The 11,720-nt window shown below is 41.5% G+C and carries 11 protein-coding genes; 1 reads left to right on the forward strand and 10 read right to left on the reverse strand.

Going from position 1 to position 11,720, the window contains the following annotated elements:
- Positions 1-12 precede the first annotated feature (12 nt).
- The 5 genes from H7T97_RS01895 to H7T97_RS01915 form a co-directional block, all read right to left on the reverse strand.
- Positions 13-1,278, reverse strand: coding sequence for a F390 synthetase-related protein (locus tag H7T97_RS01895; protein ID WP_201089172.1), 1,266 nt, complete (start codon positions 1,276-1,278; stop codon positions 13-15).
- Positions 1,244-2,071, reverse strand: a complete 828-nt coding sequence (locus tag H7T97_RS01900; RefSeq protein ID WP_049473215.1) for an MBL fold metallo-hydrolase — start codon at positions 2,069-2,071, stop codon at positions 1,244-1,246. The genes H7T97_RS01895 and H7T97_RS01900 overlap by 35 nt, the downstream gene beginning before the upstream one ends.
- Positions 2,046-3,023, reverse strand: coding sequence for an NAD-dependent epimerase/dehydratase family protein (locus tag H7T97_RS01905; RefSeq protein WP_201089174.1), 978 nt, complete (start codon positions 3,021-3,023; stop codon positions 2,046-2,048). Before H7T97_RS01905 ends, H7T97_RS01900 begins: the two co-directional genes overlap by 26 nt.
- Positions 3,020-4,297: a glycosyltransferase gene (locus tag H7T97_RS01910; protein WP_201089176.1), complete on the reverse strand. Its 1,278-nt coding sequence runs from the start codon at positions 4,295-4,297 to the stop codon at positions 3,020-3,022. Before H7T97_RS01910 ends, H7T97_RS01905 begins: the two co-directional genes overlap by 4 nt.
- 228 nt (positions 4,298-4,525) lie before the next feature.
- Entirely contained in the window at positions 4,526-5,224 is a 699-nt protein-coding gene (locus H7T97_RS01915; protein WP_003016564.1) for a GntR family transcriptional regulator, read from the reverse strand.
- 128 nt (positions 5,225-5,352) lie between these two features.
- On the opposite strand from H7T97_RS01915, the gene guaA reads away from it, so the two are divergent.
- Positions 5,353-6,918, forward strand: coding sequence for a glutamine-hydrolyzing GMP synthase (gene guaA / locus H7T97_RS01920; RefSeq protein WP_201089178.1), 1,566 nt, complete (start codon positions 5,353-5,355; stop codon positions 6,916-6,918).
- 153 nt (positions 6,919-7,071) lie between these two features.
- Here guaA and H7T97_RS01925 read toward each other — a convergent pair whose 3' ends face one another.
- The 5 genes from H7T97_RS01925 to glyA form a co-directional block, all read right to left on the reverse strand.
- Positions 7,072-7,446: a DUF805 domain-containing protein gene (locus tag H7T97_RS01925; RefSeq protein ID WP_195529450.1), complete on the reverse strand. Its 375-nt coding sequence runs from the start codon at positions 7,444-7,446 to the stop codon at positions 7,072-7,074.
- A gap of 155 nt (positions 7,447-7,601) precedes the next feature.
- On the reverse strand, positions 7,602-8,612 hold the full coding sequence (locus H7T97_RS01930) for a DUF1002 domain-containing protein (RefSeq protein ID WP_150906075.1): 1,011 nt from the start codon (positions 8,610-8,612) through the stop codon (positions 7,602-7,604).
- Positions 8,613-8,850: 238 nt separating this feature from the next.
- Positions 8,851-9,453, reverse strand: a complete 603-nt coding sequence (locus tag H7T97_RS01935) for a lysozyme family protein (RefSeq protein WP_023918108.1) — start codon at positions 9,451-9,453, stop codon at positions 8,851-8,853.
- Positions 9,453-10,427 carry a nucleoid-associated protein gene (locus H7T97_RS01940; RefSeq protein ID WP_201037607.1) on the reverse strand — a complete coding sequence of 325 codons (975 nt, stop codon included), beginning with the start codon at positions 10,425-10,427 and terminating at the stop codon, positions 9,453-9,455. The genes H7T97_RS01935 and H7T97_RS01940 overlap by 1 nt, the downstream gene beginning before the upstream one ends.
- Positions 10,428-10,435: 8 nt before the next feature.
- Positions 10,436-11,692 carry a serine hydroxymethyltransferase gene (gene glyA / locus H7T97_RS01945; RefSeq protein WP_201037606.1) on the reverse strand — a complete coding sequence of 419 codons (1,257 nt, stop codon included), beginning with the start codon at positions 11,690-11,692 and terminating at the stop codon, positions 10,436-10,438.
- Between the last annotated feature and the right edge of the window lie 28 nt (positions 11,693-11,720).

An 11,720-nucleotide genomic window follows, 5' to 3' on the forward strand; every position in this document is an offset into this window, starting at 1 on the left:
AGGATTCTCCTTTTATTGAAGTCGTTGAACACGTTTTAATTTACGTGTTGGGTCCCATTGGTAATCGATAAATTGAATACTTGGAAGAATGAATTGTTTTTGCTGAGCTAAGAGTTCGAATTGAGCAAAAATCGCTTGCTCAATAGACTCTGTCCGGTGACTCAAGGCAATGGTAATGGATCTATCTGCCAACTGAGTTACTTGATAGTCCTGAATATTTTCGACAAAGAGAATACACCGTCGAATAAAATCCGGATAGATCATCTGGCTACTGTCATCTTCTTTTTTGAAATAGAAGATATCATCTGATCGTCCTTCGATCTTTGCGATTCGAGTAAAGACGGAACCACAAGGGCAAGGAGATTTTTCTTCTACCAAAATATCATTGAGGCGGTAGCGATAGATCGGTTGACTGGTTCGTTTGAAATCCGTAATAATCGGATAAAAGCGGCTATCATCTAGGTACTCTTTTTCGACATACAAAATATCTTCGTTAAGATGTAGATTGCCTTCTGAACAGGTACAAGCTAAAAATCCCTCTGTCGCTTGGTAGACCTGATCAACCGTGTCTAGTTGAAAGGCTTTGGCGATTGTCTCAGCATCTCGTTCCTCTAGGATTTCTGCGACAGAGACAACCTTGACGGGTTGGATCGCAAGTTGCTGATTGCTGACATAGTTGGCTAACTCAATCAAGGTTGAAGCTGGTGCGACCACAATAGTTGGTTGATAGTCTTTGAGACGCTCTAAATGCTCCTTGCTATCCTTGAAAATATCAAAATATTCCAAGCGGATAAGGCCTGAGTTAATGGTTTGATAAAGTTCATTGTCCGCTCGTAAGAAAAAGGCAATGCGATGACCAAATAGTTTTCCTTTCGGAAGCATCTTGGCTAAGATCGCTGCAGCCCACATACTTCTCTCTTTTTCTGTGGTGACAAAAACTCCTCGGTGGCCTGAAGTCCCAGAAGACAAGCCTACTGCTACTTCTCCATTCATCTCAGTAAAATCTCGCGTCTGTTCTCCGCGAATCGCCATCTCTAAAGCCTGATCTCGATCCACCCCTAGGGTATTGAGTTCATTGAAATGTGTCATCATAAACGATTTATCCATGGTTCCAAAGGATTCGGGAGAATGGGTTTGAAAATAGGGAGACTGAGAAGTGATAAAAGCATGGTAGCGCGCCAATTGCTTATATTGATATCGCTTCAAGGCCTCTTTTGAACGGAATCGGTGGCACCATCTGGTTTCAATAAAGGTTTTCAGAAAGACTGTTTTTTTCATTTAAAATCCTTTCAATCCGTTCTTGCGGGTCGTGGCTGACCACAACTTGAATGCCATCTTGCAAGAGTGTTTCCAGCAACTCAGCTCCTTTAAGATAAGCCTTCTTATTATCCTGAACCAAGGAGGGGATGAGACGCATTTGCCCTGTGTAAGGCAAGAGGTCTACTCCCCAAGAAAGGTCTGCTCCGATGAAGAGTTTGAACTCATCCAGATAAAGACAACCTTGCCCTCTCGCATGTCCATCGATGGACGAAACAAGGATGCTCCCATCTCCAAAAAAATCCGCAGTCGGGCGATAGGGGAAAGCAGGATGCCTTTGATCTGCTTTAAGACAAGTCACCCGATCTTTGAAATCAGCTGGCAAAAACTCTTTAAAAATCAGATCTTTAAATTTAGGTTTTTGGTACACCTCATAGACTTCCTGGGTAACAAAGAAATGAGCATTTGGAAAAAGGGCTGCTCCACCGAGATGATCCGGGTGCAAATGCGAAAGAATCACATAAGTAATTTCTGCCGGATCAATTCCACGCTCTTGCAATAAATAATCGATCTGGTCTTCTTTTTTCATCTGCATTGGGGTGGCTAGACGGTACCAGAAATACCGAGCTTTTTTCTTAATCTCGTAGTGATAGCCGGTATCGTACAAAATATAGCCTTTTTCACGGTGATGAATCAAAAAGACACCTGCTGGAAATTGCATTTTTTCATTCGGAATCTCTTTAAATAAGAGACCAGAATGACTACTACAATAGCCTGCTGGGAAATAATCAATGCGCTTGATCATGTTGGACATAGTTGTCAATCCCTTCTTCAATGGTCATTTTTGGATAGTAGCCAAGTTCTGTTTGGGCCTTTTGAATATCGAGAGTTTGGCTATATCGAAGGAGATAATAGGTGTAGCGAGTCAAAGGAGGCTCAGCTTTCAGATGGAATAATCGATATACTCCTTCAAGGCTATAAGCCGCACCTGCTACTAGACCTTCCGGAATTTTCCGATAGCGAATCGGCTCTCCCAATCCCTTTAGTGTTGTTTCGATCAAATACTTAAAGGTCTTTGGTTCCCCATTTGTAATATTATAAACCTGTCCGTGTGCTTCTTTGGTCTCTAGAGCCAAGCGAATGGCTAGGGCAACATTTTCCACACAGGTCATATCCATGAGCTGCTCTCCTCCTCGAATCAAAGGAATTCCAATTTTTCGACTGAGGCGTAAGACACGAGGTAAAATACTGGTATCCCCCACACCAAATAATCCTCTAGGACGCAAGATGATACTTGGCACATCTGGATAGTCAGAAAAAAGTTTTTCAGAAGCCAATTTGCTTCGAATGTAATTGTTGAGGTGATTTTCTTTTGGAGCATCGCTTTCCTTGATGTTTAATTGGTCTTTTCCAGCTGCGTAAATACTGGGAGAAGATACGTAAACCAAGCGTTTTACCGCATATTCACGGCACAAGTCAAGGACATTTTGAGTACCAACTACATTAGCCTGATAGAAGGCCTTCCAAGGTCCCCAGGCAGTGGATAAAGCTCCAGCGTGAACCACAGCATCAACAGACTGAAAGGCTTGTCTTAATTCCTCAATAGAGCTCAAATCCCCTTTGATAAATTGGACGCGCTCACCTTCCAGAGACTTCCCAATTTTTTCGTTTCGGCCAAAGGCTACAATGGAATAATCGTGAGCCAACAACTCATCGATCACATATTTTCCAAGGAAGCCAGTCGCACCTGTTACAAGAATTTTCATAGTTTCCCATCCGTTCCACGTCTTAATAATCGTTGAATCTCAAACTCCAAGGTATCCAATGGCTTGTAGGTTTTTGAAAGTTTGTTTAGTCTCTCTAACTTTTCCCAAGATTCTTTTTCTAATAGGGCATTGAAACCTGCTTGAATCTCTTCGGTGCGATTGCGATGAGCTTGAAAAGCAATTCCTGCTTCTACTCCTCGAATCGCATAGTCAAATTGGTCATAATCATGTGGCAAGATCAAGGCTGGTTTTTTAAATTCGATACACTGATAAAAGATTCCAGCTCCTCCATGGTGAATGACATAGTCCATCTGAGGAATATATTCTTTGTAGGGCAGATAAGAGACGACCGTCACATTTGGCGCTACTTCTTCTTCAGAGAATTCCTTTGCTCCATCTCCTAAGGTGACGAAAAAGTGAAATTCTGGATGCTCTTTGGCCAACTGCTTGGTTTGTTCTAGCAAGTTCTCTTTTGCCCAAGGCAACTGGGTTCCACATGTCACGAGTACCTTCGTCTTATCCTCGTAAGGAATGAGATCTAAAGGATAATCTTCTGCTTTTTCAATAGAAGTACCCAAAGGGCCAAGCCACGCATATTGATGAGGGAAGTGTGTCTTCAACTCTAGCTCCATCATCCCAATTCCAAAGACGGCATAAGGAGAGTAGATGGTCTCCACTCCATTTTGATTGTACAACTTGAAATTGTAACGTTTTAAGCGTTTGCGTAAGAGGAAAGCCCCACAGTATTTTCCAATGCGCGTGAGTTTACGGCATAGTGCCTGTATCTTCTCTTCCTTCTTCGTGCGCGCGACTCCCATCCCTCCGAAGAAGCAAGGAGGACCATAAGGAGTTTCGATTACAAATTGGGTTGCCATGGTGGTAATCCAAGGAATTTCTAACTGTTCTGCCACAAAGCCAGCTGATAGAGTGATGAAATCAGCAATGACAATATCTGGACGATTGACGCGCCACTCCTCTAGCAATTGATCTGATACATGATTAATCAAATCAAGACTTTTGGACAATTGCCGATAAGCTGAAAAGAGATTGAGTTTCTTATCGTTATTAGCCGCACGTTCAAACTCTTCTACTTTGTCCTCTAGAATCGGAACGACTGTGAAGCCGAGACTTTCTGCGACGGCTTTTTTCTGAGGACCCGTGAAAACTCGGATTTCCATAGTTGGATCATCTAATAAGGGTTTAACGAGATTTAAAGTTGGGTACAGATGCCCACTCAAGGGAACAGCTACCACATCGATTTTAATTTTTTTCATTTTTTCCTGCCTTATATCTTTTTTTAGATCTAAAACTAGCTTCTATCTATTAATTCGTAAAAAAAATCAAAAATTGAAGAAAAAATAAAATTTTTTTAAATCTTTTATTTTTGACCGTACTATCACTATTTAGAAAGAATGACTTCAACCTAAAAAAAGCTCCCAAATGCCAAAGAGAGTGAGCCTCTCACACATTTGAAGAGTTTTCTATTTTTACGATTTGCGAGCTTAGTTATTTTCCAAATAAAATTCGAACCGCTCGCCAACATACTGACTTTTTACATACTCAAACGCCGTCCCATCTTCAAAATAGGAAACCTGTGTCAGACCTAAAATAGCCTGCCCTTTTGAAATCTGTAAGTAGTCCGCAATCTTATCCTTGGCCAATCGCGCATAGATGGTCTGATGCGACTTTCCAATCTTATAACCATGACGCTCCAAGGTTTGGAAGAAATGGCTGGTTACCTCTTCTCGATTGAAATTCTTAATAAATTTCTCTGGAATAGAGGCCACTTCATAAACAACAGGGATTCCATCGGCATACCGGACCCGCTCCATCCGAATGATGGTCTCAGTCTTATCAATGCCCAATTTATCCACTTCTTGGAGGCTAGGAATGGTTTTCCGGTAAGAAATCACTTGGCTAGAAGGTTCCTTGCCTTGCGATTTCATAATCTCTGTAAAACTGGTTGTGCCCCGCATTTTTTCTTGAACGCGCGTGCTGGTGATAAAGGTACCACTTCCTACACGTCTTTCAAGCACTCCTTCTTCAACCAGAAGGGTAATAGCCTGCCTAAGCGTCATCCGACTCACCTGAAATTTCTCAGCTAGATCGCGTTCGCTAGGAAGACGCTCCCCGATTTTCCATATTTTTTGATCAATCTCAGACTTAATCTGATCATGAATTTGAATGTAAGCTGGAATCATAACCTTGCTCTTTCTCTGTGTTATCTCTATTGTAGCGTAAAATTCCTAATTCTTCAATCAGAGATTGGTAAAGACAAGGCTTTTGTGTTAGAATAGAGGAAAGTAAATTTCTTTAAGAAGGGGATAAGATGACAAACCTATCAACTGATTTGCATGATGTTGAAAAAATCATCGTGCTTGACTACGGTAGCCAATACAATCAGCTTATTTCACGGCGGATTCGTGAAATTGGTGTTTTCTCAGAGTTGAAGAGCCACAAGATTTCTGCTGATGAAGTTCGTGCAATCAATCCAGTCGGGATCGTTCTTTCAGGCGGACCAAACTCTGTATACGAGGAAGGTTCTTTTGATATCGATCCTGAAATTTTCGAACTCGGTATTCCAATCCTTGGAATCTGTTACGGGATGCAATTATTGACCCATAAATTGGGTGGGAAGGTCGTTCCTGCAGGTGATGCTGGTAACCGCGAATATGGTCAATCTGAACTGACTTTGACAGAATCTTCTGCTCTTTTTGCCGGCACACCAGACAAACAATTGGTCTTGATGAGCCACGGGGATGCTGTTACAGAAATTCCGTCTGACTTTATCCGCACCGGTACTTCTGCTGACTGTCCATTTGCATCCATTGAAAATCCAGACAAGAAAATCTACGGAATCCAATTCCACCCTGAGGTTCGTCACTCTGTTCACGGTTATGATATCTTGCGTAACTTTGCCTTAAACATCTGTGGGGCTAAAGGTGACTGGACCATGGACAACTTCATTGACATGCAGATCAAAAAAATCCGTGAAACCGTCGGAGACAAACGTGTCCTTCTTGGTCTTTCAGGTGGTGTTGACTCTTCCGTTGTTGGGGTTCTCCTTCAAAAAGCCATCGGCGATCAATTGATCTGTATCTTTGTAGACCACGGTCTTCTTCGTAAAGGGGAAGCTGACCAAGTGATGGATATGCTTGGTGGCAAGTTTGGTTTGAACATCGTTAAAGCAGATGCTGCTAAACGTTTCCTTGATAAATTGGCTGGTGTGTCTGATCCTGAGAAAAAACGGAAGATCATCGGTAATGAGTTTGTATATGTCTTTGATGACGAAGCAAGTAAACTCAAAGATGTGAAATTCCTAGCACAAGGAACTCTCTATACAGACGTAATCGAGTCAGGTACGGATACTGCTCAAACCATCAAGTCTCACCACAATGTGGGTGGACTTCCAGAGGACATGCAGTTCGAGTTGATCGAGCCACTCAACACTCTTTATAAAGATGAAGTTCGTGCCCTTGGTACTGAGCTTGGTATGCCAGACCACATCGTATGGCGCCAACCATTCCCAGGACCAGGTCTTGCTATCCGTGTTATGGGAGAAATCACTGAAGAAAAACTCGAAACCGTTCGTGAATCAGATGCTATCCTCCGTGAAGAAATCGCCAAAGCTGGTCTTGATCGTGACATCTGGCAATACTTCACTGTCAACACAGGCGTTCGTTCAGTAGGTGTTATGGGTGACGGCCGTACGTATGACTACACTATTGCTATCCGTGCTATCACTTCTATCGATGGAATGACAGCTGACTTCGCTAAGATTCCTTGGGAAGTTCTCCAAAAAATCTCAGTTCGTATCGTAAACGAAGTTGACCACGTTAACCGCATCGTCTACGATATCACAAGTAAACCACCTGCAACTGTAGAGTGGGAATAAAAAAAAGGTCCAGTGGACCTTTTTTTCACGAGCTTAGAAATAGAAAAGCGAGTTTTAAGGTCCAGTGGACCTTGATTCACGAGCTTAAAAATAGCAAAGCCATATAAAATAAAAGATCTTGAAATAATTATGATTTCAAGATCTTTTATTAACTTAATCAGTTTCTACTTCCTTATCTCGATTTGTTGGTAAGATCATAAATAGAAGCATGAAAAACCAACCTACGTATGGAATAAGCCCAACAAGAAGATATAACCAATGCAATCCTGCATCTCTTAGACGCCGAACGGAAAGGGTTAATGAAGGTAGGAAAATTATGAGGCCAAATACAGAATAAAGCGGGCGCAACGAATAAATCATTTGATAAGCAGACACATCATTAGGATCGATTTGAAGTTGTATTAAAGCGTAAAACAATGGCATTGTAATAAGCAAATGAATGAAGTGTGGCCACCAGTATTCAGATACTGTTGAGTAACCGGTAAAATCTGCATAGCCTTCCCAAAATTTTTTATAAGCTTTTAACATAAGTCCTCCTTTAATTTGCTTTTCAAAGTATAATATCTTTTTCAATTCTTTGCAACTCTTTTCTGCTACGCAGCAACTATTTTCAAATAACCTTCAAGCAGCTAAACACACAAAAAGCACTCTGACTTCTTGTCAGGAGTGCTTTCCTGCTATTTTTAGCCAACTAAACCACTAAAGAATTTGACAATGGCATTCCAGATGGCTCCGAAGAAGCCAGCAATGGCATTCCACGCATTTGTGAAGAAGTTTCCACTGTCTTTTAGAATAGCATTTGTATCAAAATTGAGATTGATATTATTAAAGGTATCGCCTGCCTTGTCTACGATACTATCTTTCAAGTCCGACAAGGTTTTAGTAAAGCTTTTGCTACTGATGACACTACTCTTTGAGAGGTTGACTGCGAAATTCACGATCAAATTAATCTGATCACCTGTCACAGTTGTATCCAGCTTATAATTTTTCAGGGTTTCTTCGACGATCTTTCGAATATCATCCTTGCTTAAATCCTGATTGTTCTGTTTGGCATTGGCTACTGCCGTTTTTATGTCGGTCAATGCTACGTTTAACTTATCCGCATCGAAGTTTTTCTTTCCCGCGTTCTCTTCATTGATCCCTGATAGAGTCTTTAACTCTTCTTGGGCCAGATCTTTGCTTTCTTGAGAAACTTTGGCACCATTTTTTTCAAGCGAGTAATAAATACCAGCCAAGGCACTTTCTCCGGTCACTTGGATAGGAGAAGCTACTGTAATTTGAGCATGCTCTAATCCAAGTGTAACGGCTGCATTACGATACATATCTGAAGTGACCTTGGTGATATTTTGAGGTGTCACGATATTCACTTCTAGTGGCTTATTTTTGCCTAATTTTTGAATTTTAACAGAGGAATAAAGTTCCAAACTATCATCGTTGGCAACGTTCATAATCGAAGAATAAACCTCTGGTGTCATGGTTTTCCACTCTTCTTTATCTTTTGAACTATCGTAGTTCAAGAGACTCAAGGTTTGTTCGATTTGACTTTGGTCCAGCGAATAGCCCAAAACATAGTCTGGCTTGACATAGGTTTCATCAATGACTTTCTGCACATTGCTATCTGCAAAAACACGTGGGACAGCTGTCAACAAGGCCAAAGTCGTCGTTACAAACAGTGCAATCTTCTTTAATTTCATCTTTTTCTTCTTTCTAACTCAAATCAACTTTGGGTATCTCTTATTACCTTTCTCACCTCACTAGAGATGAAAAAAGAAGTAAATAAAGAGTTTACCCACTTCGATTTTCATTATACAGTTGATTTCTTAAAACTAGCTTACAGTTTTTTTAAGAATGCATGACATTTTTATTATCCCTCAAAATCGGAGGCAGAACTGATCAGCTTAAAAAAGAGCCAATCGGCTCTCTGGAAAATGATTAAAACCATGAAAATAACTTCATAATCGTCATATTGGTTTCTACTAAACGAGAATAATAAATGTTCCCCCCATTAATGTAGAGTTCCATCCCGTTTAAAAGAGAGATAGGGTGGAGGTAAAGATAAGTTTCACCGGTTACATTGCCAAGACTTGGTGCCACTACATCTCGTGAATAAGCGCGGGCCAACTCGAGGGAATTTGTTCCACCGTGTTTTGCGACGTAATCGATGTAGTCTTTCCCAAAATTATAGGCTTGAACCGCTGTCCAGCTATCAACGCCTTTTTTCTTGGCTTCTTTTAACTCATCTGAAAGAGTTTGAATTCCTTGGCGAATGCTGGCCTTATTATCACTAATAGTATTGGTCTCACCACTTGCACTCTCACTCGCCTGCATGACATCGTCCTCTCGACCTTTGGTCTCCGTATAGATCATAGCAAGAATGAGGTTTTCATTGGCCGTGGTGTCCTCCTCAGCAAGGACTTCTCTAACCAGGGAGCGGTACTGCATGACTTGTTTGACATCATGGTGGATCTGAACCCCCTTGTAGATTCCAAATATTAGTAAGATGAATAAGAAGATCTTCACTATACGTTTAATCATTATTTACTCTGTATATCCTCAATATTTTTGATCAGAATAGAATAGGTCCCGTTATCGTTTAGAATAAATTCAACAGATTCGGCATCCTCATAGACATTATTCGGAACGATCAGTTCAATTCCATTCGACAATGACAATTTCTGATTTTCGAACTTCTTCAACTGGCGACTTGCATCAATTTCTTCAAAGGTGACAGGCTCTGGTACAGCTTCTTTGACTTGGTCAATAAAACTGAGGCGAGCTGTCAGATTGTCGTCGAAGAGATCATCCGCTAATTTCTCAGGAGAGAGTTTATTTTCTTCCTCAATATGGTTAAAAATAGCTGATTTAACCTTTGATTGAAATTGAAAATCATCTGTGTTGAAGCTTTCCGCAATCTTCTGGGCTGTTTTTTCTAGTTCCTTGATCGATTTTTTAGGAGAGATCTTGGGTTGCGCCTGCAACAGATTCTCAGAAAAATAGTTCAAGAACATCCCGTTGTACTTGATCCTTTTTTCAATTAAGTGGTATTTGCGACTTTGAAGATTGATGACCAAAGCCTCATCAGCACCAGTGCCAAAACCAGGTAGATTATTTTGCGTCAGCTTAATCGGATTATCCACTTCACCACCAAGATGCGTCAGGGTTTCCCGTAAGGCAATCCGAAGAAAGGCAAAATGGTCCACCCCTTCTTTTGAGAATTGAATGAACACCAAATCGTTTGTCTTTTGATTCTCAGAGACGACAAATTCTTCCTTCCAACGATTGGCTACGGCTACTGAAGTTTCTAGTAGGTCATCTGAGATCATCTCAAGAAAAAGATTGTCCTCTTCGAAAATACCGGTTCTGGCTTCATCCGAGTAGACCCGTTCAATCTTCTTACGCAAGTATTCCTCGATTTTAGGCGTGATATTGAGAAATTTATCTGCCAAATAGAGATCGGTATCGTCTGGGCTAAATTGATGAATGATGGCTTTTTTTACGTAAATATCCATAAGATGGTTTAGTCCTCGTAAAGTGGAAAGGCGTCTGTCAAGGCTTTAACTTGGCTACGCACTTCGTCTAATACTTCTTGATTGTCCGCATTCTTCAGCGCTTTGATCATGAGTTCAGCAACGGTGCGACTTTCTTTTTCACCAAAACCACGAGCGGTGATGGCAGCTGCACCAATCCGAATCCCACTGGTCTTAAATGGAGACAAGGTTTCATAAGGAATAGAGTTCTTGTTGAGGGTAATGTTGACCTCGTCCAGTAAGTTTTGCGCCACTTTCCCATTTTCAACGACTTTCGTCACATCGACAAGGAAAAGGTGGTTCTCTGTTCCGCCTGAAATGACACGGAAATCAGGATCTTGCAAGAAGACATCAGCCATGGCCTGACTGTTCTTAATCACGTTAGCTGCATACTCTTTAAAGGCAGGATCCAGCGCTTCTTTAAAAGCGACAGCTTTGGCTGCAATGACATGCTCCAACGGTCCTCCTTGAATACCAGGGAAGATAGCTGAATTAATCTTCTTAGCCAAGTCTTCATCGTTGGTCAAGATCAGACCTCCACGAGGGCCACGAAGGGTCTTGTGAGTGGTCGTAGTCGTGATATGGGCATAAGGAACCGGACTTGGATGAAGACCCGCTGCCACGAGACCAGCAATATGGGCCATGTCAACCATGAGCTTTGCTCCTACTGCATCCGCAATCTCACGGAATTTAGAGAAATCAATGATATGAGAGTAGGCTGAGGCACCAGCGACGATGAGTTTTGGCTTCACTTCTTGGGCTTGTTTTAGGATGGCATCAAAATCCAAGAGCTCTGTTTCAGGATCTACACTATAGGACACAAAGTTATAGGTTTGACCAGAGAAGCTCACAGAAGCTCCGTGCGTCAAATGCCCACCGGCAGCTAGATCCATCCCCATGACAGTATCACCAGGCTCAATCAAGGCCATATAGGCAGCACAGTTTGCCTGACTTCCTGAATGTGGTTGAACGTTGGCAAATTTAGCACCAAAGATTTCTTTAGCCCGTTCGATCGCTAGACTTTCGACCACATCGACCACATCTGTCCCGCCATAGTAACGACGACCAGGATAGCCTTCGGCATATTTATTTGTCAGAATAGACCCTTGAGCAGCCATCACTGCCTTAGAGACGACATTTTCAGAAGCAATCAACTCAATATTGTTTTGTTGACGCTCTTCTTCTTTAGTGATCGCATTCCATAGGTCTGCATCATAGGCTTTGTAATCTTCTTTATCAAAAATCATAGGTCTACTCCTTTATAAAAAATTATTT

Origin of the sequence: Streptococcus parasanguinis (assembly GCF_016648925.1) — a bacterium.
Lineage (GTDB): Bacteria > Bacillota > Bacilli > Lactobacillales > Streptococcaceae > Streptococcus.

Bases quoted from the DNA above. Each gene is read 5' to 3' on its own strand.
- H7T97_RS01940 (WP_201037607.1), bottom strand. From the start codon at position 10,427: ATGGATATTTACGTAAAAAAAGCCATCATTCATCAATTTAGCCCAGAC.
- H7T97_RS01905 (WP_201089174.1), bottom strand. From the start codon at position 3,023: ATGAAAATTCTTGTAACAGGTGCGACTGGCTTCCTTGGAAAATATGTG.
- H7T97_RS01935 (WP_023918108.1), bottom strand. From the start codon at position 9,453: ATGATTAAACGTATAGTGAAGATCTTCTTATTCATCTTACTAATATTT.
- guaA (WP_201089178.1), top strand. From the start codon at position 5,353: ATGACAAACCTATCAACTGATTTGCATGATGTTGAAAAAATCATCGTG.
- H7T97_RS01930 (WP_150906075.1), bottom strand. From the start codon at position 8,612: ATGAAATTAAAGAAGATTGCACTGTTTGTAACGACGACTTTGGCCTTG.
- H7T97_RS01910 (WP_201089176.1), bottom strand. From the start codon at position 4,297: ATGAAAAAAATTAAAATCGATGTGGTAGCTGTTCCCTTGAGTGGGCAT.
- glyA (WP_201037606.1), bottom strand. From the start codon at position 11,692: ATGATTTTTGATAAAGAAGATTACAAAGCCTATGATGCAGACCTATGG.
- H7T97_RS01915 (WP_003016564.1), bottom strand. From the start codon at position 5,224: ATGATTCCAGCTTACATTCAAATTCATGATCAGATTAAGTCTGAGATT.
- H7T97_RS01925 (WP_195529450.1), bottom strand. From the start codon at position 7,446: ATGTTAAAAGCTTATAAAAAATTTTGGGAAGGCTATGCAGATTTTACC.
- H7T97_RS01895 (WP_201089172.1), bottom strand. From the start codon at position 1,278: ATGAAAAAAACAGTCTTTCTGAAAACCTTTATTGAAACCAGATGGTGC.
- H7T97_RS01900 (WP_049473215.1), bottom strand. From the start codon at position 2,071: ATGTCCAACATGATCAAGCGCATTGATTATTTCCCAGCAGGCTATTGT.